The organism is Planococcus sp. VCh962 (assembly GCF_057748275.1).
The window spans coordinates 255,890-281,114 of record NZ_JBYLHS010000001.1 but is presented as its reverse complement, the minus strand read 5'-3'; the positions used below and the strand labels follow the sequence as shown (position 1 = coordinate 281,114).

Genomic DNA, 25,225 nt, shown 5'->3' with positions numbered 1-25,225 from the left:
CAAAAGCCTCTAAATTATAACAACATTTAGAGGCTTTTATCAATTAAACCGTCACGGTATTCATATAATTTTGAATTGCTTCGAGTGCCCGTTCCGCATGTCTTTCTGCACGTTCTTGTTTGGATTTGATCCGTTCACCTAAATCAGGGAACAATCCGAAATTGACATTCATCGGCTGGAAGTTCTTGCTGTCCGCTTCCGTAATATAGCGCGCCATGCTGCCAAGAGCAGTTTCGGCCGGCAAGACGACCTGTTCTTCGCCCAATGCCAGTTTTGCTGCGTTGATGCCTGCCAGAAGCCCGCTTCCTGCAGATTCCACGTAACCTTCAACACCGGTCATTTGGCCAGCAAAGAAAATGTTCGGATTCGCTTTCAGCTGATATGTCGGTTTCAAAACGCGTGGTGAGTTGATGAACGTATTGCGGTGCATCACACCGTAACGGACAATTTCCACGTTCTCAAGTCCTGGAATCAGTTTCAATACTTCTTTTTGTGGCCCCCATTTTAAATGTGTCTGGAAGCCGACAATATTATAAAGTGTTCCTGCTGCATCGTCTTGGCGCAGCTGAACAACTGCATATGGCCGTTTGCCAGTTTTCGGATCTTCTAGCCCTACCGGTTTCATCGGTCCGAAAGTCAAAGTCTTTTCGCCTCTGGCAGCCATGACTTCGATAGGCATGCAGCCTTCAAAGTAAATTTCTTTTTCAAATTCCTTCAGCGGCACTACTTCCGCTTCAACAAGAGCTGTGCGGAAACGGTTGAATTCTTCTTCCGTCATCGGGCAGTTCAAGTAAGCTGCTTCGCCTTTGTCGTAACGGGATTTCAGATAAACTTTGTCCATATCAATGCTGTCTTTTTCTACAATCGGCGCAGCCGCATCGTAAAAGTAAAGATATTCTTCACCAGTCAATTGACGGATTTTCTCAGCAAGTGCTGGAGAAGTTAAAGGGCCTGTCGCAATAATTGTAATGCCTTCCGGAATTTCTGTCACTTCTTCGTTGATGACTTCCACAAGTGGATGGTTCCGCACTTTGTCAGTGACCAAGCCTGCAAATTCGTGGCGGTCTACAGCTAGCGCTCCTCCTGCAGGAACAGATGAGCGGTCAGCAGAGTCGACAATAACCGAATCCAACTTCCGCATTTCCTCTTTTATCACTCCAACTGCATTGGTCAAGGAATTGGCACGCAGCGAGTTGCTGCAGACCAATTCTGCAAATTTGTCTGTATGGTGAGCTGGAGTTTGTTTAACAGGGCGCATTTCATACAACCGTACATTGATGCCGCGCTTCGCTACTTGCCAAGCCGCTTCACTTCCTGCTAGTCCAGCCCCAATTATATTTACATATTTCGTCATTTTAAAACACCTCTATTAATTATTGAACTTCTTCTTTGTAATCGCAGTTTGTACAATTGATTTGTACACCTTTTTTCACTTTTTTCTCAACCAGCAATTGGCTGCACTTCGGACATGGACGTTCAATCGGTTTATCCCATGAAACAAAATCACATTCCGGGTACCGCTCACAGCCGTAAAAAATCCGGCGCTTTTTGCTTTTTCGCTCAACGATCTCGCCTTCTTTACAAGTTGGGCATGCCACACCGATATGTTTGACGATCGCTTTTGTGTTTCGGCAGTCTGGAAAATTGCTGCAAGCCATGAACTTGCCATATCGGCCTAGTTTAAATACCATAGCCGAACCGCATAGTTCACAATCTTCACCGGCAGGTTCATCTTTGATCTGCACTTTTTCCATTTCATTTTCGGCTACTTCAACATGTTTTTCGAAATCTTTGAAGAAATCGTCAATAATGACTCTCCACTCAATTTCGCCTTCTTCGACACTGTCCAAGTCATTTTCCATTTTCGCTGTAAATTCAATGTTTAAAATATCCGGGAAAAATTCGAGAACCAGCTGATGGACAATTTCTCCAAGTTCTGTTGGAATAAAACGTTTGGCATCCAGTGCCACATAACCGCGTTTTTGAATGGTATCCAAAGTCGGCGCATAAGTAGACGGACGCCCTATCCCCAATTCTTCCAGCGCCCGGACTAAACGGGCTTCCGTAAAGCGCGGAGGCGGCTGTGTGAAATGCTGTTTCGGTTCAATGCTTACCGATTTTACAGTATCACCTTCCGCCATTTCTGGCAAAATATTATCTTTGTCTTCTGTCTGGTCGTCAGTGCCTTCAATATAAAGCTTCATGAAACCAGGGAACTTTACTTGAGAACCGTTTGCCCGGAATACCGCATCTCCGTTCTGTAACTCTGCCATCACTGTATCCAATACAGCTGGAGACATTTGGCTCGCTACAAAACGATCCCAAATCAGCTTATATAGCCGGTACAGGTCTCGCGATAAAATGTTTTTCATCGATTCCGGAGTCCGTAAAACGCTTGTAGGACGTACCGCTTCGTGGGCATCCTGAGATTTAGATGATTGCTTGGCGGCCGCTGATTTCGTTACATATTCCTCGCCGTATTGCTCCACGATAAAATCCAAGGCATCTTTCTTAGCTGTTTCTGAAATACGGGTTGAATCTGTACGCATATACGTAATCAATCCTGTTATGCCTTCTTTTCCAACTTGTATACCTTCATATAGTTGTTGAGCAAGCATCATGGTCTTTTTCGCTCGGAAGTTTAGTTTGCGGGCAGCTTCCTGCTGGAGGGATGAAGTTGTAAAAGAAGGGGAAGGATTTCTCTTTCTTTCTTTTTTCACAACGCGGTTTACTGAAAAGTCATTACCTTTCATCGATGCCATAACAGCTTTTACATCGTCCTCATTTTGCAATTTCATCTTTTCGCCGGCATTTCCATAAAACTGTGCTTCAAATTTCTTTTTTGCTTTTTCAAACTCACCGGTAATGGACCAGTACTCTTCTGGCTCGAAATTTTTGATTTCATTTTCACGGTCAATGATCAGACGAAGAGCAACAGATTGTACCCGTCCTGCTGATAAACCTTTTTTAACTTTTTTCCAAAGCAAAGGGCTGATGCTGTAACCAACAAGCCGGTCGAGTATCCGCCGCGCTTGCTGAGCATCCACCAAATCCATGTCAATTTTGCGAGGATGTTTAAATGATTCTTTAATGGCGTCTTTTGTAATTTCATTGAATACGACTCGGCAATCTGTGTCCTGATCAACACCAAGAGCATTGGCTAAGTGCCATGCAATAGCTTCCCCTTCGCGGTCCGGGTCAGCTGCGAGAAAGACTTTTTTCGCTTTTTTTGCTTCTTTTTTAAGATCTTGTAAAATTGGGCCTTTGCCTCTGATTGTGATGTAACGGGGTTCGTAATTATTTTCTACGTCTACTCCCATTTGGCTGCGGGGCAGATCGCGTAAATGCCCGAGTGATGCACGGACTTTATACTTTTTCCCTAAATACCGTTCAATTGTTTTCGCCTTCGCGGGCGACTCAACAATAACCAAATAATCCGACATGAATATTCCTCCTCATAGAGGTTTCTTAAAATTATATAAAAGAATTACCTGTTGCAAAATGTATAACAGTTTTTACCGGAATGCAAGGCTTTTCATTTACAGCTGTTATTTTTCAGCCGTTAATTGCCGATATTCTTCGAGAATTTGACTGCCTTTCCATACCGGTTTAGCTCCTTCTGAAATTAGTTTGTGCGGCCCTTTTGACAAGGGGGAAAAAATATCTCCCGGAACAGCGAAAATATCTTTTCCGTGGTCCAAAGCGTGCTCTACAGTGCTTAACGTGCCGCTTTTCTCATTTGCTTCCGTGACAAGAATACCCATTGACAATCCGCTGATAATTCGATTCCTCATGGGGAAATTCCATCGTTTCGGCTGCATATAAGGTGGATATTCTGTGATGGATAAATATTTTTCTTCTATTATACTTATCAATTCAGCATTTTCCCTTGGATATGGATATAGAAAGCCGCTTCCTGTCACAGCGATTGTCTGGCCACTCAGTTCAATTGCCGTTGCATGGGCCATGGCATCTGCACCTTTTGCTAAGCCGCTGACAATAAGAATTTGTTGTTTGACTAAAGAAGGCAATATGGCATTAATCGCTTTTTGAGAATAATGGGAGGCGTTCCGGGAGCCGATGACTGCTATTTTTTCGGGGATCTGCAGCAGCTCAAGCCGGCCTTTCGTATAAAGTATCGCCGGTGGATCTATCAATTCCAGCAAACTCTCGGGGTAGTTGGGATGGTGATAAGATATGGGGGTTATCTTATGTTTTTCGTATAAATCTTCAAAAGGAATAAGTAGAGCTTCGACATATGCATTTTTTAATTGGACTGCATGGAGGCTTGGAATATTCAGTAGAGCAGCTATTTCATATGGTTTTCTACTGCTGAGCTTTTCCAATTCCGGATCATCGATTAATAACCGGTTTAAGCGGTTCAGCGGTTTCGGATAGACGTAATGCAAAGCCAGCAGCCGCTGCCAAAAATCTTCTTTCATGAAATTCCTCCTTTATTCAAATAAAAATAAGACGCATCAGCAAGATGCGCCTTATCCTTATATTAATGTGTTTTACACTGATCGTAAGAAGGGCAGATTCCGCCAAACATTCGTCACCTTTTTTCCCTTTTAAAAATCGAGTTTCTTCTATATATAATGTTTCTTATTAACTCGATAACTGCGTAAAACATTTTTCCTGCTGTGCGAGTTTATGTGCGAATTTTTCAAACCAAAAAAAATCCCTCTACCGAATCCAGGTAGAGGGATTTTCTTTGCCTAACTAACTATAGATTGCATTCTTTTGTTAAGTTGTAATAGCGAATTTGATTCCAGTTCATTTTCGCTAAGTTGGTCGTGTGCTATTTCATTTTGAATATTAATATACAAATCACTACACACATTTCTTTCAGCAAGTAAAGTGCTTGGGATTAGTATGCTGTTCATCGAAAACGTTTTATCACAATCAATGATTGTTGTAGCTTTAAAAGGATTTCTTTCTGAATTTACATCTTCAATTATACGGCGATAAGGATCTCTCTTGTTAATAAGATGATAGGGTTTAAATCTTTGGCATTTAACAAATTTTTTGTTAATGCCTTCCTCCATACAAATATACATGTGAGCATTTACCGCTAAATTAGAAGAGATATCGGGAAAAGCAATTTTCATTGTTACTACATCCTGCATACTAATCAATTAGGAGAACCCCGCCTTCATCTACAGAAACATAAACTGGATTTTGCACGTCTTTGTGATCTGCTAAATTCATAAGTACACTGCTATGATCCTCTTCGAGTCTGGCCATGTCTTCTTTTGAAATCAAGAAGTTGGTACTTCCAATAGTAACCACTTCTACCTGATCAATAAAGTCTATGGGATACATATTTCTTAGAGTTAAGAGCATGTCTATGTCCTCTTGAGAATAATCTCTCTCATCCATAGGAACATTCTGGTACTTTCCAATTTCGTTTTCTTTTACTTTCCAAACATCTAACTCGTGAGTTAGATCAGAAAGTTCTTCTTCACTAAGGATTTTTACGATGAAACCAGCGGTCTTCGCTCTTTCTTCATTAATTTGATCCTCGATTATAGTGTTAGCTACAACATGATAGAACACTTCTTTGCGATGTGTGTAGTCTCCGTATACATCAGTAAAGACTGGTCCTTTTCCATAAGCTTTTAAATAAGAAAAATCAGCATATTCATTTTCAAGTTTTGAAAAAGATTCATAAAAAAAGATAAATTTTTGCAATTTAAGTGAACTATAAAATTCCTCTTTATAATTCTCATACAACCAGTTTGAGAGCGCTAGTCTACGGTTAGTACTGTTAAGAAGCATAAGTACCCCTCCTATTCTCCATGACTCTATTTTACACATATTGTGAAGATATGCAACTTTTATCCTAAACCATTACCATTAGAATGTCATAAGCCAATATAACCCTTAAATTTTTTCGAAAAAATATTTTTTTGATTAATTATATATATTTAATAAAAACTAAAGTAGTAGAGATCTTAATCAACAAACTTAGCTTTCTTTCAAATGAGTTAGAGATCTTTTAACTCAATCAATCATCATGATTGCCACGATTTCATCAAACGGCAACCGGTTTGAGCCATAAGGATCTTCATAGATTATCGTCCGGGATGAGGCATCAATCCGTTCGATGATGCCGACATGGTAATGGAATTTATTATCTTTCCAAGATTTTAATTTCACGGTGCATTTTGTTTTCATCGCCAGCTCGATTTCTTCTTGGATCATCTGCAAGTCAAATTCGCTCAAGTCTGGTTTCTTGTCCTGGTTGTCTTCCTCGTACCAGTCACGCATCATCTGGACGTGCTCTGTCAGAAACATGCCCTGCCATTTAATATTCCCTCGGTCCTTTATGTTGCCCATCTGTTTCATTTGTCGATTGATTTTCATGTTGACCACTCCCTCTCCATATAAGAACACCTGTTCTTATATTACCACAGGAAATGTATCTATAATCCTATATTAGAAAAATAATGAGTAAATTACTTTCATACATTTAACCCGTTTCTCTATACAAACAACCGTTTTAACTCTTCAAAGTGACATTATAGCGGCACAATTTGTGTTTATTTCTATTCAAAAACTCAAAAACGGCTCATTGTGGTCTGCTTGGCAATTCGTTACGATAGGAAAAACTGTTACCCAAAGAAAGGATGAAGCTGATGAACGTTAAATGGAATTTGCCGGATGAATTAGAAGGAATGAAAGTATTGGAGACCTTGATTAGCCCCGTGAATCTAGATATAGGGGTAATGATTGTTGGTGAAAATTATTTTGAAGGAGCCGAACAACCGATTGTGCGATTTTATTTAATCACGATAAAAGAGGATGAGTGCTACATCAATGATGAGCTGCAGGCATTCGCTTTCCCGAACTTTAGTAGTGCAAAGAAGTTTGCAGAAGATGCACCGAATATGTCGGCAATTGATTTGATGTTGCAGATGAGTGGACATAGTGCGGTCAAGCTGAACGGAATCATTGTCCAATAAAAAAAGCCCCAACCGTTTCCACGGAAGGGGCTTTGTGTGTAATAATACTATAGTGTTTGCTCGTACTTGAATCTTACTTATCTTTTATTAATTCGGCAGCACGCAACACCATGACGGCCACTTCTTCGCGAGTGGCTGGCCGATGCGGGAAGGTACCATCGGTAATTCCCATCGCTACCGCCTTATTGAACTCAGGTAACAATGATTTGGATGGCTGGGCTTCCTTCTGATAAATCACACCAATATCTTCTTTTGGTTTATCCGCTGGCTTTGGTGCGGACTTGTTTAGATTCGCAAGGATTGCATCCAGTTTCGCTTGAGACGCCTTGCCCCATATCCCATCAGCCACTAATCCATTCGCCTTCTGGAACGATTTAACGGCCGCCTCTGTTCCGTTGCCAAAAATGCCGTCTGCAGAAAGCTTGTAACCGGCTTTGACCAAGCCACTTTGGATTGCTGTGACGCCACTTCCTTTATCCCCGCTTAAATAGTAGTCTCTTTTTGTTGCTTGTGTCACTGTTACTCCTCCTTTATACACTGCTTCGACTTTGTTCCGGAATGGAAGGAATGAGCCGTATTTATTCAAGATTAACTGTGGACAATACTTTCCACTCCAATGTTGATGCGGCCGAACAGCTGTAATCGGCAAGTTAATTTCTTTCATTAAGTATGCATAAAGAGCAATGGCATTCTTTTCAATTTTGTTTCGATCTGCACCTTTATGCATGCATTTTTCGACGCCGATACTTGTCCGGTTGCCGCTAGTCGGAAGCCAGCCATCACCGCAATGATAAGCGCACTCGTCAAAAGGGAGATGCTGAATGATGAAGGTTTCATCCACGGATACATGCCAGGAAATGTGGCTCGTATCACGCGGCAACTTATTTCCAAGGTTATGGATAAGCCGGTTATGGGCTTTGGCATCGGCTCCAATTCCTGTATTTCCGGTATCGTGGTCCGTAAGAAACTTTGGATTCATTGGTGTACGAGGGCGAATTTCTTTGTTGGCTCCATCTACAATATCGACGATGACTGTGGCATGGCCGATTTTCATTCCGTGTGGAAGCAAGCGCATCATAACTCGTCCTCCTTGGTATAGCCGTCACGCTGCTTGACCAGTTCAAACAATCCGGTACCGCCCAACCCTGCTAATGCGCCCGCCCATAACCGGAAGGTCAAGTCCAAGTCACTGAACGGATACGACAAGCCCCCGACCATCAAGCCGACGACCAAAGCGATGACCGGAATCAGATTAATCGGTGTAGGGACCGTCTTTTTGACGACTTCCACCAGTGCCATGACAATTGGTACGATAACGGATGCAAAAAACAAAATCTCGGTCATGTTGTTCATTTGTTTTCCCCTTCTTTCTTATTGTCCTGCTGGACGTTTTCCTGCTGCACTTGCTGGATCTCTTTGATCAAGACGGCTTTATCGATTTTATCCAGCAAGGGATCTCGGATTAAGGATTGCTCCTTGCCTCCGGGATCCCGATTCAACTTGTCCAAGGCATTGTAGAGCACTGGCGGAATGGGAAGCCCCATTTGCGCACAATTCTCCAGGATGGACAAGCCTTCATTGACGATGAAGAAACTGGCGACCCCCATGATGATGATGCCGTTCGTGTCCTGGCCCATGTGAATAAAAAAGTATTCGATGCCGGCTGTCATAGCCAGAACAACGAAAACTGCGAATTTCTTGATTAACCCTGCCATCCCTAAGGTGCTGTTGAGCGATTTGGTGAGCCATGCCCGCAGCAGCCCCGTGATCATATCTAGAAACATGAAAAACAATAATACGACGGTCGCCTCATTAATTAAGCCCGTCAAATAGACTGCAAAGCTCATTAACGCTGCCAAGAAACCCTTCACCGCCGTAACCTCCCATCTGTGCATATACCTCATCATCTCCCATACTCCCACTCCCCCAATATCTCTTTTATGGCAAAACTAAAAGAGCGCCCTAATGGACGCCTTCTCACTTCATACATGCTCTACTTCTTTATTGATATTTAATTTGAACATATTTAACAAATAATTCTTAATACTCATTGAGTTTAAATCTCCCATGTATTAGTCTGTAAGTATTGGCCAATATTACCTACATACTTATAAGGAGCACATTTAAATGGACACGTTAGAAGATGTACATAGAATACTTTCAAGTAAAAAAGGTGACCTTACTGCTAAACGGTGGTCAAAAGATGAATCCATCCAACAACAAATACTCCACTTTCATTTTTCAGTGAATAAATACCTGTCCAAAATTGGCCGTCCTGACTTGGCCCAGTCCCTGGAAGAAAGCATCAATGACTATTTATTAAATCCCTCTTTCGTCGATGACCAGTTCAAAGAATGAATGTAACGGTTAAGTCATAACTGCACTTGTCTCTCACTAATTAATGACTGGAGGATAGAAAGATGCTCCCGATTACGCGCCATTATATCCAATCCACTTAAATCACCTCAATAAATTGGAATCTCCCCTTGTGCGCCATAGCATACCGGCCCACTTCTCTCTGTTTGATGAAATGCTTGCCTTTTTTTAACTATCGGTTTAAGTGAAGAAGCTGCTTGGCATATAATCGATGATTTTCGACGAGCTTAATCTTGGCAAAACAAAAAGAGCGCCCGTGTGGACACTCTTGAATTCAGCTATTTTATTAACTTCTTTTATTAAAAGTAGGTCTTCCTAACTTTTCAATAAGATAATGCTCGAGAGCGGAGATGAAGTACCATTGAGTAGGATCATCAAATATTATTACTCCAATCTCAGTATCCATATCCTTAATTACTACATCCCATTTTTCATCACCAAAAGCAGTAACTTGGTTGATTATTCTCGAACGTAATCCGACTGCTGGAAGCGCTCTTCCCACGTATTTAACTTGTCCATGCTGGATAAAATAATAAACCCCACATACCCTTTTCAAACTAACTGCAAATTCTGGTGTCCCAATTACGTTTTGTAACGTTTCTTTTTTTCTTGAGTAAGATAATCCATTACTTAATAAATCAGAAAACTCCTCAAGTTTACTGTCTATATCTTTTTCAGTGAATATTTGTTGCACTATAATTCCCCCTCTTAATCCCATTATTCGACAAAACAGGAGAAAATCCTTTAAGTAAAACAAGAAGAGTGCCCGATTGGACACTCCCTACTTCCTTATTTCCCCGCTAATCTGCTGGAACTGTCGTTTGATTACATTAATCAGGGTAGGCCGGTTATTTCCGAAGGTTGCCGATATTTCATATCCGCTGGCTTGATGGACTTCGACAATTTCCGAAATCCTCGCATCGAGCGTGACGCCCCATGATTTGTTTCGGACCGTTGCGATATCACCTAGAAAATAATCCCGTTCAAACTCCAATTGCGATTTCGACAGGATTTCCGCTTCCAGGTATTCCTCCTGAATCATCGTTTCTAAATCCCGCGCACCACGTATCGCTAAATCCGCTTTGATATCCGCAATCGGTCGCTGCACAGCTTCTTCGCCTTCCACGGTTGATTCCACTGTGTCCGGAATGTCACGGGCATCAACGAATAGCTCATGGCGTTCCCTTCCTGTGGACGCCCCCACTTCTGTTACAATCCGTTCAACGCCTTCACCTGGTCCCGCTACGATGGCGACATTCTTATAATTCAATTCCGATTCCGAGTATTCCATTTCCTTGATGGTGTTAAACTGCGGATCGAACTTGACCGGAGGTAAAATCGACTGTCCCGCTGTCCGGTCGCTGCCTTCCACAATGTCGAAGACGAACTGTTGATTCGGAATATCGATGCGAATCTCCCAACCGATGCCGGATGCCAAGCTCATTTCCGTTAATTCTTCCGCAACATTCTTGAATCGGGATTGCCAGCTGAGATGTGCGCCGCGTTTTTTATCCGGTGCGATGATCAGATTTGGAAAGATGCGGTCTGGATTGTCCGGCGTGATGAAGTTCCGTTGGATGTAATGCTTCATGACCGTTTCGGCAGCACCGGATTTGTTGTCGTAAGCGGTATGGCTCGGCGGGTAAGTAATCCGTTGCATCAGGAATGCTTTTAACGGCAGCGCCTTAACTATCCAATCCTCGGAACCCTTGCCGTTCTGGTCGAGTTTAATTTCCCGGTGCATGATTTTATACACACGTTCATTCCGTCCGTCAAAACGAAGCATGCGCCCTTTGGTGAGCAATTCAGCGTTCGAGCTGTATCGATTGATGACCAGTTCAATTTCTCCAATTGTATGAAAGCGATGCGTTATTAGAAGAGAGCTGTATTTCGTGATTTCCCCCAGCTGCTGAAAGTTCTGGTCGATGATGCGTAGTGATTTCAATTTTTCACCTGCTTTCGATATAAAAAAAGAACGCCGGTTAGGGCGCTCTCCTAATTATATAAATGTACTTTAGATGCTAACTTCTTTCTCATAAAAGACATCGTGATAAACTTCGTACTCTTTCATTACATCTTCTAGAGGATATATTCCACCAGGATATTTTTGGTTTTCAAGCCCATCAATTCTATTCATTAAAGAATCTTTAAAATATTGACCAACTGCAATTGGTTTAGGATACTTTTCTTTTACTTCCCTGACAAAATCTTCACTCAATATCCTTCTGAACGTATGGTGCATCATTGCATTTACAATTGTTATTTTATTGTCTTGTTTTTTTATTATGACATAGTAATTTCCTAAATCATCCTTAATTAAATCTCGACTAACTAACAGTTCCATATAATCATCCCCTTTTCTGTAAATAACATACATTAGAAAAAGGATCCTGGCAACATTTTTTGAAATTTCTACGACACATAAGGGTCCTGAAGCGAAGATTCATACAGAAAAAAGCGTTCCAAAATATAAGAAGACTTTTCTAATAATATCGGCTATGCACGTATAATGATTTTTATATCATCCGAGTAGATAGTAAGCTCTTTATAACTATACTCAATTTCATAGTAGCTTGTTGAGTATGTTCCATACAGCCGAGCGTCTACGTCCTTAAAATTGTCTCCAAATTTTTGCTCCCACATAATGTGCACTTTATGAAAGTTGCTCCCTAAATCAACTTGAACTTCTACAAAAATATTATGAAGATAGTTATCCTCATCATCTTCGCTTTTTAGAACGAGGACATTAGCAGACTTTTTATAATCATTGTCTCCAATACACTCTCGTTTGAAATCCCTTACAGCTACAATAGAGATAGCCTCTTCTTCTTGAGTAAGGTTTTTTGACATATTCTTCATCTCCTCCCAGTTTATTTAATTCAACAGAAGAAGATAAATCCCTTTTTACTTTATAATTTTTGTTATTCGTTAGTTTCTTAAGCTGTTAGAATTTGTGAAACTGTTTAGCGCAAGTTTCCTACATCAGGCACCTGATCAATAGTACGCTTCCCTGCCAATATTAGAACTGCGTAAGAGTTTGCGATTGAGCTTTCAGTTGTGAATGTCATAAATAACATCTCCTTTGTTTGTATTAGGAATAATTTAAGCAGCGAGAACATCGGATACGGTCTCACGCAAGTTCTGGAAGTTTGGTACATCATCAATCGTCTTGATGCCCTTTTGGATTAGCAGTACGTAGTCTTTTACTATCTGGCTGTTTTCAGTGAACATCAAATATTCCCCCCTGACATCATGAGCATCATTTCAAACATTTCTGCATTGGATTTTGCGGTATCTATTCTTAGTTGTTCCACTTCCGAGAGGGGAATATCCTTAAATACCACTACATGTTCTGCACCGGTCACATCTACATAATCAATCGTTTTATTTTCAGGCACTTCAATCATTTGATACGGCAACCCATTCGGTGGCGTAACTGTTCCTGTTACTTGATAAAAAATCTTTCCATCGAGATCATAAACTATTAGTGTTTTCATTTTTACACTCCTTTTTTATTCATAAGCCCACCATTCACAATAGAAATCGTACGCTCCGGAAAAACCTTTTATAATTGTAAAACTATCGGTTGTCGGCTTTGATGGGGGCAATACTTTAGTCGATTGACCTGATACGGATTGACGCCACTGTGTTGTTGCGCTATTGTAACTCTTTACTTCAGTAGCCATATCTACTGTTCCCGGATTGTCGGGTCTGGTATCGTAAACAACTACAATTCGAGACGGAATAAATCCTAAATTATTAACAACAAAGCTAGTAGCGCCGTATGCTGGTAACATAAACTTCCCTGTTAATTCTTTCTTACTAGTGGCAGTAGTTCCTCCACTGTAGTAACCGGAAGGAACAGGTACGCCTAAACCCAGATTAAAAGTCCCTCTGTTCGGCATTGTGCCGGTAATATCCCCTGCATCCGTGCTTGCTGTTTTACCAGAGAGAAGGTCAGATGCAGTGGCGTTACCCGAAGCCCCTTCACCCTGTAAGATAAAAGACGCTGTCGCAGCGTTGTAGCGAACTGTATAGATGCCATTAGCTTTAAGATTCGAAACGGTATTGCCGTTCGCTTTTTTGATTGGAACTGCGCCGAGTCCGTTCACATTTAAGCTGGATGCCGTTGTTGAATCCATATTGATTGCTACCACGACCCCTAAGCCCTCAACATATCCTGCAGGTGCTGGGTTCAATGTGACAGCATAATTATTTGCCGGTCCAATAGCCGTGGCAAAAGCTGGATGCTTCACATAATCCGCCTGATGCGTCGCAAGCTTGTCATCCACATCTTGCACTGATTGCGGTGTTGCATAACCGCTAGCTTGCAAGGCTTCGAACCATCCCCGATACTCCTGCTCATAATCCGTAAGGTTCTGCGTCAGCTGCGCTTCAAACGCTTCGGCTTCAACACCAAGCTCTGCGGTCCGTGCTGTGATGTATTGTTGGAATTGGTCGGTTGGGATACTAATCAACGAATAAACTACGCCGCACAGATTCTCGTCCAGCCGTTCATCCAGCAAATCAGAAACACGTAAGCTTGCCGTGTTTGCCCGGACTCGAACCTGTGCGAGTGACAATTCATAAATAAAATTGTCCCGCTGAAGTGTCGGAGCAACCGGAGTCGCACTGGACACACCTTGCTTTACATGCAGCTTGATGTTCCGTTCCGCATTCCGCAGATCCAGCCGCAAGACAATCCGGTCGATGCGGTCAAGCGTCGCTTCCGGAATGCTGTGGATGAGCGTGAGCGCTTCTGTGTTCTCGTACAAATGCCCTTTCATGAGAGCTTTGCCGGGGCTGACAATTGTGTTCAAGGTGCCGCTTTCCACAGCGACCGCCATGCCCGGGACTTCGTTTGTATGAAGCAAACCTGTGGACAGCACACTGCCGAAATAATCCGCAAAATCCGAAGCTTGGTATTCCCTGATATCATTGGTTCCATCATTAAAAAACTTATAACTTTGAGCCATTTTTCACCCTCCTTATACCGCCGTAAACAACTTACTGTACGAAATATTTACAATCGCACCCTGTATATCGCTGTCAGCTGTGTATTCGATATCGTTCTCGCCTATTTCCAATTTCAAAAATACGGCATCATCATCAATCCAATTGAAGACGTTCCGGCGTGTGCCATCCGGTTCCACAAAGAACACGGTAGCCGCTTCCGTATCAATTTCCATCACTTCGCCTTCCCCAAGCGTCTGGTTGACCTTGAAGAATTCGCCAGTCGTATTGTTGATGATTCTCGGATTAACTGCCGGACCATGAAATTCAATATTCATCGGAGCAAGGGCATCCCCGTCATTGTTTATAATGCGACGATCACGTTGCACACCCATTCGGAACTTCCCGCTAAACGGGAATCGGAATAAAGGTTCAAACGCCGGTTCTTCCGTTACTTCAAGCGAACGCCAATAAGGATTCGGGCAGATAAGCTGGATCAGTCCCTTTTGCAAGGTTTCCGTTCTCGGCCCATCCGGGAATACCGGCACCGTTTCCGCTATCGCTTTGATTTCCCTAGTCACAAACCCATTCTCGTAGCGCAACGTCCCCGCGCCCAGCTTCGGATTGAATGCCTTCGCCACTCGGATTCGCGAAGAGGAAATGTCATGATACCCGCCGTCTTCGGCAATCAGAAACTCAATCGCAATCTGGCGTTCATCGAGTGTGCTATCTACCCAAGTACTGCCGTCTTGATAAGGTGAACGCTGCAGTTGCGTTGAAGCTCCCACATCACCCAAACCATTCACTTTCTGTAAATAAAAAGGAGGGCCATCGAAACGAATGACCTCTCCCCTTGCACTTTCAAATATTAATCGTTCCATTTAAAGCCCCCATTCCATGGCGAGTTGACGGCTTGCCTTGATTTGCTCACGCTTAATCTCGCTTGGAGACAACGGCGTACTCGAATGAATGGCAATGTGTTGCGTGATGCCACCACTTCTACCATCTACAGCGCCGGAATGATTCACGTTCATGCTGACTTCCAGCTCCCGGCGGATTTGTTGTTTCATATCTGCGATGTCCGCATGTATATCAACGCCTGCCAGCTGCACATCGGCAATGTTCGGCACGATAGCACGAGCCAATTCGTTGGATGCTGCCATTACATCTCTAACAGTGGAAGACAATCCGTTGACCATGCCTTGCCCAGCAAATTGACCAAGCGTTTCCAATACCCGTGAAGGTGAATGGATTTGCAACGCCGATTTAATGGTTTTCTGAACACTGCTGGCAATCGATTGGGCTTCTTTTTCAAGCGGGCCTTTCATCGAATTCATGCCTTGGATCAATCCAGCTACAGCGTCCTTACCGATTTGACTCAGTGTTTTGAACTCGTTCTCTGTGGATTTCGTAATGGCCGCAATATCCTTGGTCCAATCCACTTTCAACTGAGTCAATTCCTGTTTGGCCACCGAGCGCAATTCAACGATGCGCACACGGGCTTCGTCTTTCAGCTTCGTCAATTCTGCATTCGTCACTGCTCGCATTTCCTCGATTTGTCTTTGGGTATCGGCTTTCATGCCGACCAACTGTTCTTCCGCTTCTGCTCTTGCCAACGCTGATTTCTCCAAGAATAACGAGGAATACTGCGTCAATTGGTCTGTAGTCATCGAATTGAGAGCTGTTAACTGCGGCAAGGCTTTCGGCCCCATGTCGCGCAATTCCTTAAGCAGCCCATCATTGATGCCTTTGGATGCCAGTTTCGAGATTTCCGATTCCCATGCTTTAAAGCCATCTACTTGTGACTGCAGGTTGTTCAGCAATTCCGTTCCCGTTTCTTTCGGCACCATTTCGAAACTATCGAACAGTCCAGCAAAGTTTTTCAGAGAATAGTAGCGATCCTCGAATGCTTTTTCGTACTCGGCATTCAGGCGCTGCTCTTCCGCAATCAGCTTGTCCTTCGCCGCTTTCGTATTCGCCACCAAATCTTCGTTGACTCTCGCGATATCGGCTGCCAATGTTTCGTTGATTTCGGTCATGCGGTTCGAATGTTTCTCATTGGTTGATTCGATATCGTTTTGGATCTGGCGCAAGATGTCGCGGTACTTGCTTTGAGCTTCTATTTTCTCTTGCGTACCCGCCTTGAAGGATGCAGCTGCATGACGCCATACATTCGCTTCCTGGATAGCTGACAAGCCTTCCAGCTTCCCTTTGTTGTCCACGAACTTCTGAATGGCATCCAACCGCTCTTTTTGGACCGTTGCTTCTTGGGCCTTGATTTCTGTAGCAGCTTTCTTCTGGATGCTTGCCAGTTTCTCGGTGTGCGATACTTCGGCCTTCTGAATCTTCGCTGCGGAATCCCGGCGGATCTGTTCAATGCGCAATGTTTCAGTCGCGGTCAACTTCCGCTTCTTCGCTTGCGCTGCCGCCTTGATCTGATAGATATCTTCCTCAGCTTTGCGCTCAATCTCTTTGATGTTCGATGCGCTCTTTTTGTTTTCGGCTGCACGGTCCTTCGCTGCTGCTGATTCGATGGCCGCAATCGCCTTCGCGTTTACTTTCGCCACGCTTGTCATGACTGCGCCGAGTTCGGTCATTACTTTCTCGTTCATTTTCTTTGTATCGTTGACGCCAATCGCCATACCTTGACCGACGAACTGTCCGATTTCTTTAAAGACCCGGGAAGGTGAATGGATATCCAGCAATGATTTCGCTTTGCCGATGACACTGCCGACCACTCCGGAAATGGCTTCCACGGCTGCCGTGCCCATGTTCTTGATTCCGTTGATCAAACCAGATACCAAATCGGATCCTGCCGATATCATTTGACCGACATACGATAAGACTTTGCCTGGCATTTCAGCCACTTTGGAACCGAGCGTTGTGACTGCTTCCGTCATTTTATTGCGTACCGCTGTAACTACATTTGTGAAGAAGGTGGTCGCGGTGGATACCAAAGCCGATAGTTTGGAAGACGTTGCCGACTTCGCCTCTTCCCATTTGTTGCTGAGTGCCGTTTTCGCTTCCGACATTTTCGAAGTGACTTTGGAGACGATTTCCGCAAACTTGGTCGCAACTGCCGTCACCATTGCCGCAATCTTGGAAATCGCTGCAGCCTTGGCTTCCTCCCACTTATTCTGGACGGTCGTCTTGGCAGAATTCATTTTTGACTGTACATTCGAAACGATTTGAGCAAATTTCGTCACGACCGTAGAAACCATTGATGCAATCTTGCTGATCGTCGCCGTTTTCGCTTCTTCCCACTTGTTTGAGACAGTCGTTTTTGCTAACTCCATTTTTTCTTTCACGCTGTTTGCTAAAGAAGTGAATTTCTCCTTCGTGGTATTCCAGATGGCTGATGCCACTTCGGTTGTTTTCGCCTTCGCTTTTTGCCAAGCTTGCGTGACGCTATCCGATACCGCCGTCCATGCTTTCTTTGTCCAGGCGGAAATCTTGTCCCAGTTCGCAATGACGAGTGCCGCTATCCCGATAATCGCACCCGCTATCCATCCAATCGGACCGAGCGCAATAAACCAAGCCGCTGCCATTCGTGCTGCCTGCGCAAGCGCTTGTATGCCCATTAAGGTCCATTTCGCTACGAATGTTGCTGCTGTTGCCGCCATACTCGCGACCGCTGTTGCCATTGCTGCCCCTGTGGTCAGCATCCATGCTCCTGCTACTTTGGCTGCATGGAGCAACGATTGAGCGCCGATTAATACCCATTTCGCAATAAATGTCGCAGCCGCTGTTGCCATGCTTGCGATTGCCGTTGCCATGGCCGCACCAGTTGTTAGAACCCATGCTCCTGCGACTACAATGGCATGTGCCGTTGCCTGAACACCCATCCATAGCCATTTGGCTACAAAGATCGCTGCAGATGCTATCATTTTCGCAACCGATGTTACCATTGCAGCCCCAGTTGCCAACGTCCAAGCCGCCGCCTGTTTAATGGCACTTGCTGTCGCAACCGTTTGCACCCATATCCATTTAGCTACTGAAACTGCCGCCGCCCATGTTTGCTTGGCAACAAAAGCAATCATTGTGGTAATCAAACCACCCAATAACGCATTAAGTGCTACTACGTTTGGAAGTATCGCTAAAAAGGCACCACCGAAGACTGCGACCGCCGCAATTACTTTTCCAATCCACGAATGGTTCTCCAGCAATTTATTCGAGAATGCCATTACTGAGTTTGCGATTTCTAGTAATTTGGCGCCTGTAGGTGCTAAGGCGATACCTAAATTCACAATGAAAGTTACGATATTACCGATAGCCGTAACCACTTTCGGGCCATTTTCATTGATATAGCTGATGAACCCCTGAAAGCCTTGATTGGTAGCAAGTGTAGAAGACCAGGCTTTAAATCGTTCCATCATTCCCTGTAAATTGGTCATCATGCCGGCAGATGAAGTACCGAAACCTGCAAACAAATTAATGATTCCAGTAATGGCATTACCGAAGATCGAACGGATCTTAGGCATATTTTCGTTAACGTAATTAACAAAGCTCTGGAATTTCGAGCTTTCTCCCAATTTGGCAGACCAAGCCGCGAATCCTTCGGACATGCTTAAGAATCCCGCCGCTGTATTAGTGGCCAAAGGTCCAAATGCGACCATCATGCTAAAGAAACCTTGGAAGAAATTGCCGACTGCTTTCGTGATGGTCGCAAGCATCGGTCCCGCTGATGTATTAAGATAATTAAAGAAGTTCTGCATTGGTTCAGCTTTAATTGCCCGACCGAGCGTGTCCATCAATCGATTTGCCACCGTTGCCACATCAAGGAACATCGGCTTTAAATCGGTCAGGACGCCGCTCATAATACCAAGTCCTGCAGTAAACGTCTGAATTGTCTTAGCCTGCAAAGCCCCGGCAATTTCACTCCATGTTGATTTCAATTTATTCAGCGCTTCCAACCCTTTTGCCTGTTCTTCATTCAGTGAGCCTTGAACTTCCTTCATTTCCTTCATGATCTTTTGGCGTTCTTTCCAAGTATCTGCAGAAGCCAACTTTTCTTCTAACTTCTTCAATTCTTCGGAAGCGCTGAAAATGTCTTTTAAGTTTGTGACTGCAAGAGCACCAAATGCTGCAGCGCCAATCCCAGCTGTTGCAAATGCCGAACCAAGAGCGAAGGTAGATCCACCAATTGTGCCGATCATCGGTCCTAAGTTTCCAAGCAATCCGACCACAGACGCCAAGATTGGAACGATGGCCGGACTCATGGCTATGGTGATTCCTCTGGCTGTCATGCCCATGACTTCGCTCAGATTCCGAGAGAAGCTGGCAATGGCACCCATAACGCGCTGATAATCCTTCCAACGCGTCCGAATCTCAACCACAATGTCTCTAGCTGTGAGCGCTCTTAATCTTGCCATGAATGATTGTGCCTGGACAGTTGCTGCAGCTGAATCCAAATCCACCGTTACTGTCGGTTCAGCACTTGCAATTTGAGCCGTTACAGCCTGTACTGCTGCAGCACTGGACATGAATCCGGCTGTATCTGCATCAATTTCCACATCTGCCACGCTGGAGGAAATGTCGTTCACGACCGACTGGACTTGCGCAGTTTCTTGCATGAATTCTTGAATGTCTGCGCCGATCATTGCATCAGCGCCTAATGCGGTTTCCCGAATGATTGCATCTACTTCTGCAAGCTCTCGCTGGAAATCCCGTATATTGGCGCCGATTATGGCTTCAAAGTTCTCTTCCATCTATTCAACCTCCTTTCTTAATGACTTGTGGCCGGTAACCCTTCATGGCTTCATGAGCTTTGCGGAATAATGTTAAGTCGCGAGGCGCTTTCTTCTTAGCCCCGCCGTTCTCCAAATCCTCACGAGCTTTCTTAGCATCGTACAGATCTGTGAGTTTAAGCCGCTTGCTTCGATGTGCGTTTTCGATATACATGGCCTGTACAGCCGACATTTCGTAGTCGTCAATGCGCCGAAGCTGCGCGCCTTTAATGAAATTTTTGTATTCCCTAGGAGTCCAGGAAAGGATGCGGTCGGTATCATACACTTGCAGAAAATACGCCGCATCCACAATCAACTGGTTGTAATCTATGCCTTTAAAGTCTGTCTCGCTTCGTTCATCACTTCGTACATCTGTCCGTTCCGTTTCTTCTCTTCCGCTGTTTTGCCGTTCTCTTTCAGCTTCTCGAGACCTTTCCAGAAGTCTCTCCGTTGAAGTGCGTAAAACCCCGATTCATCCAAGAGTACGAATGTCTCCTTGAATAACGGTTCTGCCCCTTCCTCCTCGATGCGCTCGAACAACGCGTCTTCGATGTCATCGAGAGAGGGTTTGTCCTTTTTGTAATGCGACAATGCACAATCCCAAAAAGCCAATAGCTTCTGATTGCTTTTAGACATCAAGCCCATATAAATATTCAAGAAACCGCCTGTTTTGTTGCCCTTTTCATCGGCTTCGTTGTATCTTTCGTCTGCCACTTTATCGAATTTAAAATCACATTTACCTTCAAATTCTTTACCGTTAATCGTCAAAATTGCCATTTCCCTATTCCTCCTATGAAATCCAAATTAGTTAAATAAAAAAAGAAGCAGGTTATCCCTGCCTCTCCTTATGGTGCTACGGGTGCTTTAGTTTGTTCTGGGAACTCGCCAGTAGACGCTCCTGGTGCCTCGAAACCATATTGCGCAAATTCAATCATTTCTACTGGAAGAGGATCAATTTCACCTTCTACAGAATTGCCTAGTACTTGAACCGTGGATGACATTTCGACAAATCCATCTTGTGGCGCTGATTTTTCAACATTTTCAACAAGACCGATTGCAAAAAGTGTATTATGCTTTCCATTCGCATTTAGATTTAAATCAACTTCCCAAAGTTTGATTTGCTTCTTATTTCGAATTCCTCCAAGAATTGCTTTCTGGCCAGGATCCGCAGTTTCCGCGTATGCTGTAATATCAAACGATTCACTTGTTTGGCCATAGCCAAGAATGCGTCCGAATTTCGTTTTCTCGTCAATCAGTTCATTTTCCATCGAATGAGTGTGCTCCGTTGAATTTCCGATTAAGTGTCCTTCTGTCCCCAATACCGCATCTGATGCTTGAATCAATAGAATCGAATCTTTACCTTGTTGCATATGTGTCCATCTCCTTTTAATTGTTTTTGATCGTAAATTTAAATCTTGCAATGCCATGTTTAATTCGCGGATCTGTATCATCGATTACGTTCATCCGCGGCTTGGTTACTTTTTGCAAAGTAAAAGGACCCTCGATTGAGAGCCCTTTGCCAACCGCCTGAAGTACGGCGTTTAAAATGTCATATGCTTCTTTTTTGCCATCGTATACAGACCACACATGCACCACCAGCGAGATTTCTTCGCTATAGGTGCTCTTAGTCTCCAATGGCAGCAAACTCGGCTCACCGACCGTGATATACGGATGGATATGCTCTGTTGCCACAACGTCATGAACGCCTGTCACTTTACCCGGCACAAGGTCGGATGACAATCGTTGATAGACGGCTTTTTGCAATGGCCATAATGCGGTTTCTAATGTCATCCTAATCTCCTCATTTCCGTTTGAAAGTGACGTTCACCCACATCGATTGCCGGTCCCCAAAACTCTTGAGGTCGCTGGCCACGTGTGGTGACGAATCGCCCAAGTTTATCCGAGTAGTAGATCCAAGGCGTTTGGCGCCCGTTCCCTTCAACTGCATAAATGCCGGTGCCAAAGTTGACGTAAACAGCGTAATGGGCCGTTACCCGAATAACCGCCGTCAAACCGCCTTCTTGAATCTCCATCTGCATGGAATCCCTCAAGTTTCCATCATCCACCGGTGCCAGCATCTGAGCATTCGACAAGATGATTTGAGCTGTCTCCACGACAATCCGTTTGACCTCGCCTTCTACATGCTCCCCGAATCGCTGGACTGCTCGGGTTAGCTCCTGACTGCCATAGGTGATGCGCCCTCTACCCATTGGTTATCAACTTCAACGGGGCTTGCATAGTTTCATGTTTGCCACCCTGGTCCCGAGGGCGAGCTGAGACTTCATAAGATTCGCCTTCGAACGTGATTCGGGTACCAGCTTTAATGTCTTTTCTATAGTCATAATAGAAGTTTCGATCAAGCGTATAATTCATTTGTTGGGCTCGAAAAACATCGTCAGTGTTCGGTGTATCCATAAGACCTGAAATACTGAACGAATCAGCCCACGACTCAGTAAAACCACCGCCGCCATCCGACTTCTTTGAAACCACTTGAACAGTCACTTCATGCGGCCATCTTCTATTTCGCACGGAACCTCACCTTCCGATATGGCCGGAGAAGCTTTAATACACCTTCCGGCAAATTCTGTTCGAAAGAATCCGATGTAGATCCCGCTGAACTGGACTTCACTCCCGCTTCAAGCATGCTGTATTCACTTGCTTTTGCCACAAATTGAATAACTGGACCAGGAACATTTTCAGCGCCGTTTGAAGCAAACGAGTTGTTTGTTTCTTCCTTAGCCCATTCGAGCCAATCAGGTGCCACTTCCGCCAGAAATGCATCGTGCTTATTTGTCGTAATTTGCAGTCTTGCCTTCACTTTTTGCACAAGAACTTTTGGGTCCATACATTTCACCTACTCTCCGAGGATTTGTTTGATGTAATCCTCTTTGATGGCATCTGAAGCGTACTTAATGCCTTTTGAATCCAAATAGGCCTCAAGCTTTTCGTTTTTCACTTTCTTCAGTTCGGCTTCGGTAAATGTAGAGTAATCTACGCTTTCTTCTGTTTTAACTACAACAGTATTGCGATCTGCAGCTTTCGAGTATTTCACCATTTCTTCTTCCTCCTCCGAAGTGGCTTCTCTTACAATGTTTTCATTGAAGTGTTCTTCTTCCATTTCAAAAACCTGCCCGGCAGGATGAGTTACACCTTTGTACCGGACAGGAATCTTGAGAGCTTTTACGATCATCGTTCTTCATCCTTTCGATTAGGCGATTGGCTGAGCTTGGAATACTTCATCAGCTGCAGGGAAAGAAGGAATAGCCGTTGCTACTGCTTTTGTCCAAGTGCTCACTGGATCCAAGTTTTCTTCGTAGACCATAGCCAGAACGTTTCCGATTTTTGACGTTTCGATAGATGGATCACGAGTCAAACGGATTTCTTCAGCTGTAGGTCCGTATAATGTTTCGCCAAGAGCGCCTTCGTTGAACAACACGAAAGCATTTTCAGGGAAGTAACGGTGTTTTGTGTAAGAACCGTTCTTCGCTTGCTTGCGGTATTGTGCATCATAAGTAGCGATCTTTGGAAGTTTGGCGCCTGATAAGAAGGCATTTAGGTCTCCCATCGTCAAGACGCGACCAGAATCATTACCGAAAATAGCAGATTTTACTTTTGGATGAGTGAGCAACGCTCCAACAATCGTATTAGAAGTTAAAATACGTGTAGGTGATGTTCCCATCGAATTGGACCAACGAATGATATCTTCAATCGGATTTGATGCAGGATCTGTCCATAGATCAGTACCAGACAATGCTTCTTTATTTTCTTCTGGCACAAGGTAATCGATTGATGCATCTAAGTTATTTTCATCCAAAGTCACTGTCCCTCGTGCAAGTAATTCCATACGCATAACTTCCACGCGAGCCCGAACACCTTGAACCAGCACATCGATATCGTTATAAACATTTTGCATAAGGTACTGTTGATCGGCCGCATTCCGCGGGTTTTCCAATTGAATGATTTCTTTCTCAGTAAGTTGCATTTTACGTTTGATTAACGCAGCTTCGAGTGCAGCTTTGCTAGCTTCACGTGAGCCGATTTCAGATTCCGTATCAAAACCGTGGACAGACGCCACAACTGGCAAACGACCCGCGCCTTTAATTTGATCAAACTCTAATGACGGTGTTTTGCGAGACGGAAACAATGTATCTCCTAAGAACGGCGCATACTGGCGGTTTTGCAGGTAGTTAAGTACTTCCTTTTGATTGAATAAATCTAATACGCTTGGCATGTTTGTTTTCCTCTTTTCTAATTAGTATTTTTATCGAAATTTGATTTCTATAAGCGCTGTGATTGCTGTAGCTGCTGGTGCCACTGGCAAGCGTTCTGGAATGACATAAGCTTCAACGATTAACGAGCCGGCTTGCGGGCCTTCTGTTACGTCTGTATCGTGCATAAGAATTCCTTTGGCAGTAGCATCATTGGCAGGAAGTATTGTTCCAGCCGGCACGATTTTGCGGCCGTCTGCATTAGCAGCAACCCCTGTTGACTCGACCTGAGTAGTGAATGCTAAAAATTTAGCGCTGGCTAGAAAATTAATTTGTTCTGCAGTTTCTTTTTTGAAATACATTAAAATGCTCCTCTCTTAATCCCATAGTGTGGTTTCGACTGGCTTGGCTTGATTGTTGGCACTCTGAGCAAATGTGGCTCCAATGCTTGTATCTGATGATGTGCCGCCTTTTGGATCGCGCCCGTTTTCTTTGAATTTGCTTTCAACTGCAGCTTGAACAGCCGCATTATAAACTTCTTCCAACTTCCCAAGGTTGGCATTCGTGCTGTCTTCGTCATCCGCAATGAAGAAGTCCAAGATATCCGTAGGAAGCTTTTTCTCTGCTGCTACAGATAATGCTTTGTTCTTCAATGTTTCACGGGTCCGCGCTTTTTCTGAGTCATCAAATTTCTTCTGTAACTCTTCTAAAGCGATCTCAGCAGGGGATTTCGTTGGGTTGGCTTCGCGCACTTTCGCTTCGATTAAACCTGGCAATTGATTTGTTTTCCATGTTTCCAAGTGCTTGTCCGCATGGCGATCTTTCTCGCTATCGAAATAGCTTTTCACTTCAGCATTGGTTTTAGACACCGATTCCACATCGCTTTTCTCGATTCCGGATAAAATATATGATTCAAGCGCTGTTTTATCGCCATTTTCAACCAATTTTTTCAGTTGTTCAATATCCACTCTCATTGCATTTCCTCCTTTGCCCT

32 protein-coding genes are annotated in these 25,225 nt (G+C 43.9%); 2 read left to right on the top strand and 30 right to left on the bottom strand.

Annotation, left to right across the window (positions count from 1 at the left end):
- Positions 1-43: 43 nt before the first annotated feature.
- The 6 genes from trmFO to AC3AQ9_RS01460 all read right to left on the bottom strand — a co-directional run bounded on the left by trmFO (position 44) and on the right by AC3AQ9_RS01460 (position 6,369).
- On the bottom strand, positions 44-1,354 hold the full coding sequence (gene trmFO, locus AC3AQ9_RS01485) for an FADH(2)-oxidizing methylenetetrahydrofolate--tRNA-(uracil(54)-C(5))-methyltransferase TrmFO (RefSeq protein WP_488305692.1): 1,311 nt from the start codon (positions 1,352-1,354) through the stop codon (positions 44-46).
- A 19-nt stretch (positions 1,355-1,373) separates the two neighbouring features.
- Positions 1,374-3,443 (bottom strand): type I DNA topoisomerase, encoded by a 2,070-nt coding sequence (gene topA / locus AC3AQ9_RS01480; RefSeq protein ID WP_488305691.1) that lies wholly within the window; start codon positions 3,441-3,443, stop codon positions 1,374-1,376.
- 105 nt (positions 3,444-3,548) lie between these two features.
- Positions 3,549-4,442 (bottom strand): DNA-processing protein DprA, encoded by an 894-nt coding sequence (gene dprA, locus AC3AQ9_RS01475; protein ID WP_488305690.1) that lies wholly within the window; start codon positions 4,440-4,442, stop codon positions 3,549-3,551.
- Between the two features lie 276 nt (positions 4,443-4,718).
- Positions 4,719-5,111: a hypothetical protein gene (locus AC3AQ9_RS01470; RefSeq protein ID WP_488305689.1), complete on the bottom strand. Its 393-nt coding sequence runs from the start codon at positions 5,109-5,111 to the stop codon at positions 4,719-4,721.
- Positions 5,112-5,130: 19 nt separating this feature from the next.
- Positions 5,131-5,781, bottom strand: a complete 651-nt coding sequence (locus AC3AQ9_RS01465; protein ID WP_488305688.1) for a hypothetical protein — start codon at positions 5,779-5,781, stop codon at positions 5,131-5,133.
- A gap of 225 nt (positions 5,782-6,006) precedes the next feature.
- Entirely contained in the window at positions 6,007-6,369 is a 363-nt protein-coding gene (locus AC3AQ9_RS01460; protein WP_488305687.1) for a YolD-like family protein, read from the bottom strand.
- Positions 6,370-6,641: 272 nt separating this feature from the next.
- On the opposite strand from AC3AQ9_RS01460, the gene AC3AQ9_RS01455 reads away from it, so the two are divergent.
- Positions 6,642-6,968 carry a hypothetical protein gene (locus AC3AQ9_RS01455; protein WP_488305686.1) on the top strand — a complete coding sequence of 109 codons (327 nt, stop codon included), beginning with the start codon at positions 6,642-6,644 and terminating at the stop codon, positions 6,966-6,968.
- 73 nt (positions 6,969-7,041) lie between these two features.
- Here AC3AQ9_RS01455 and AC3AQ9_RS01450 read toward each other — a convergent pair whose 3' ends face one another.
- The 3 genes from AC3AQ9_RS01450 to AC3AQ9_RS01440 are packed head-to-tail and all read right to left on the bottom strand — an operon-like array spanning position 7,042 to position 8,839.
- A complete protein-coding gene (locus AC3AQ9_RS01450) occupies positions 7,042-8,046 on the bottom strand; it encodes a peptidoglycan recognition protein family protein (RefSeq protein ID WP_488305685.1) in 1,005 nt (334 codons plus the stop codon).
- Complete coding sequence (locus tag AC3AQ9_RS01445) at positions 8,043-8,321, bottom strand: holin (RefSeq protein ID WP_488305684.1); 279 nt, start codon at positions 8,319-8,321, stop codon at positions 8,043-8,045. The genes AC3AQ9_RS01450 and AC3AQ9_RS01445 overlap by 4 nt, the downstream gene beginning before the upstream one ends.
- Positions 8,318-8,839 carry a phage holin family protein gene (locus AC3AQ9_RS01440; RefSeq protein ID WP_488305683.1) on the bottom strand — a complete coding sequence of 174 codons (522 nt, stop codon included), beginning with the start codon at positions 8,837-8,839 and terminating at the stop codon, positions 8,318-8,320. Before AC3AQ9_RS01440 ends, AC3AQ9_RS01445 begins: the two co-directional genes overlap by 4 nt.
- A gap of 256 nt (positions 8,840-9,095) precedes the next feature.
- Here AC3AQ9_RS01440 and AC3AQ9_RS01435 point away from each other — a divergent pair, with 256 nt between their 5' ends.
- Positions 9,096-9,326, top strand: coding sequence for a hypothetical protein (locus AC3AQ9_RS01435; RefSeq protein WP_488305682.1), 231 nt, complete (start codon positions 9,096-9,098; stop codon positions 9,324-9,326).
- A gap of 304 nt (positions 9,327-9,630) precedes the next feature.
- Here the strand turns inward: AC3AQ9_RS01435 and AC3AQ9_RS01430 are convergent, their stop codons facing one another.
- From AC3AQ9_RS01430 to AC3AQ9_RS01330, 21 genes are all read right to left on the bottom strand, one after another.
- The gene (locus AC3AQ9_RS01430; protein ID WP_488305681.1) at positions 9,631-10,038 is read right to left on the bottom strand and encodes a hypothetical protein; all 408 of its coding nucleotides are present in this window, start codon (positions 10,036-10,038) and stop codon (positions 9,631-9,633) included.
- Between the two features lie 87 nt (positions 10,039-10,125).
- Positions 10,126-11,289, bottom strand: coding sequence for a siphovirus ReqiPepy6 Gp37-like family protein (locus tag AC3AQ9_RS01425; RefSeq protein ID WP_488305680.1), 1,164 nt, complete (start codon positions 11,287-11,289; stop codon positions 10,126-10,128).
- A gap of 69 nt (positions 11,290-11,358) precedes the next feature.
- On the bottom strand, positions 11,359-11,688 hold the full coding sequence (locus tag AC3AQ9_RS01420; protein ID WP_488305679.1) for a hypothetical protein: 330 nt from the start codon (positions 11,686-11,688) through the stop codon (positions 11,359-11,361).
- 152 nt (positions 11,689-11,840) lie between these two features.
- A complete protein-coding gene (locus AC3AQ9_RS01415; RefSeq protein WP_488305678.1) occupies positions 11,841-12,194 on the bottom strand; it encodes a hypothetical protein in 354 nt (117 codons plus the stop codon).
- A gap of 113 nt (positions 12,195-12,307) precedes the next feature.
- Complete coding sequence (locus tag AC3AQ9_RS01410) at positions 12,308-12,412, bottom strand: CD1375 family protein (RefSeq protein ID WP_488305677.1); 105 nt, start codon at positions 12,410-12,412, stop codon at positions 12,308-12,310.
- A 34-nt stretch (positions 12,413-12,446) separates the two neighbouring features.
- A complete protein-coding gene (locus AC3AQ9_RS01405) occupies positions 12,447-12,575 on the bottom strand; it encodes a hypothetical protein (protein WP_488305676.1) in 129 nt (42 codons plus the stop codon).
- Positions 12,575-12,841, bottom strand: a complete 267-nt coding sequence (locus AC3AQ9_RS01400) for a hypothetical protein (RefSeq protein ID WP_488305675.1) — start codon at positions 12,839-12,841, stop codon at positions 12,575-12,577. The genes AC3AQ9_RS01405 and AC3AQ9_RS01400 overlap by 1 nt, the downstream gene beginning before the upstream one ends.
- 15 nt (positions 12,842-12,856) lie before the next feature.
- Positions 12,857-14,320 carry a hypothetical protein gene (locus tag AC3AQ9_RS01395; protein WP_488305674.1) on the bottom strand — a complete coding sequence of 488 codons (1,464 nt, stop codon included), beginning with the start codon at positions 14,318-14,320 and terminating at the stop codon, positions 12,857-12,859.
- Positions 14,321-14,332: 12 nt separating this feature from the next.
- On the bottom strand, positions 14,333-15,178 hold the full coding sequence (locus tag AC3AQ9_RS01390; protein ID WP_488305673.1) for a phage tail family protein: 846 nt from the start codon (positions 15,176-15,178) through the stop codon (positions 14,333-14,335).
- Complete coding sequence (locus tag AC3AQ9_RS01385; protein ID WP_488305672.1) at positions 15,179-20,005, bottom strand: phage tail protein; 4,827 nt, start codon at positions 20,003-20,005, stop codon at positions 15,179-15,181.
- A 4-nt stretch (positions 20,006-20,009) separates the two neighbouring features.
- A complete protein-coding gene (locus tag AC3AQ9_RS01380; protein ID WP_488305671.1) occupies positions 20,010-20,339 on the bottom strand; it encodes a hypothetical protein in 330 nt (109 codons plus the stop codon).
- 11 nt (positions 20,340-20,350) lie between these two features.
- Positions 20,351-20,800, bottom strand: coding sequence for a tail assembly chaperone (locus tag AC3AQ9_RS01375; protein ID WP_488305670.1), 450 nt, complete (start codon positions 20,798-20,800; stop codon positions 20,351-20,353).
- 68 nt (positions 20,801-20,868) lie between these two features.
- Positions 20,869-21,393, bottom strand: coding sequence for a phage major tail protein, TP901-1 family (locus tag AC3AQ9_RS01370; RefSeq protein WP_488305669.1), 525 nt, complete (start codon positions 21,391-21,393; stop codon positions 20,869-20,871).
- Between the two features lie 16 nt (positions 21,394-21,409).
- Positions 21,410-21,814: a DUF3168 domain-containing protein gene (locus AC3AQ9_RS01365; protein ID WP_488305668.1), complete on the bottom strand. Its 405-nt coding sequence runs from the start codon at positions 21,812-21,814 to the stop codon at positions 21,410-21,412.
- Positions 21,811-22,233 (bottom strand): HK97-gp10 family putative phage morphogenesis protein, encoded by a 423-nt coding sequence (locus tag AC3AQ9_RS01360; RefSeq protein WP_488305667.1) that lies wholly within the window; start codon positions 22,231-22,233, stop codon positions 21,811-21,813. Before AC3AQ9_RS01360 ends, AC3AQ9_RS01365 begins: the two co-directional genes overlap by 4 nt.
- Entirely contained in the window at positions 22,226-22,552 is a 327-nt protein-coding gene (locus AC3AQ9_RS01355) for a phage head closure protein (RefSeq protein ID WP_488305666.1), read from the bottom strand. Before AC3AQ9_RS01355 ends, AC3AQ9_RS01360 begins: the two co-directional genes overlap by 8 nt.
- Positions 22,542-22,868 carry a phage head-tail connector protein gene (locus tag AC3AQ9_RS01350; RefSeq protein WP_488305665.1) on the bottom strand — a complete coding sequence of 109 codons (327 nt, stop codon included), beginning with the start codon at positions 22,866-22,868 and terminating at the stop codon, positions 22,542-22,544. Before AC3AQ9_RS01350 ends, AC3AQ9_RS01355 begins: the two co-directional genes overlap by 11 nt.
- A 9-nt stretch (positions 22,869-22,877) precedes the next feature.
- On the bottom strand, positions 22,878-23,213 hold the full coding sequence (locus tag AC3AQ9_RS01345) for a hypothetical protein (protein WP_488305664.1): 336 nt from the start codon (positions 23,211-23,213) through the stop codon (positions 22,878-22,880).
- An 18-nt stretch (positions 23,214-23,231) separates the two neighbouring features.
- A complete protein-coding gene (locus tag AC3AQ9_RS01340; protein WP_488305663.1) occupies positions 23,232-24,254 on the bottom strand; it encodes a major capsid protein in 1,023 nt (340 codons plus the stop codon).
- Between the two features lie 30 nt (positions 24,255-24,284).
- Complete coding sequence (locus tag AC3AQ9_RS01335) at positions 24,285-24,593, bottom strand: hypothetical protein (RefSeq protein WP_488305662.1); 309 nt, start codon at positions 24,591-24,593, stop codon at positions 24,285-24,287.
- 15 nt (positions 24,594-24,608) lie between these two features.
- Positions 24,609-25,205 (bottom strand): DUF4355 domain-containing protein, encoded by a 597-nt coding sequence (locus tag AC3AQ9_RS01330; RefSeq protein WP_488305661.1) that lies wholly within the window; start codon positions 25,203-25,205, stop codon positions 24,609-24,611.
- Between the last annotated feature and the right edge of the window lie 20 nt (positions 25,206-25,225).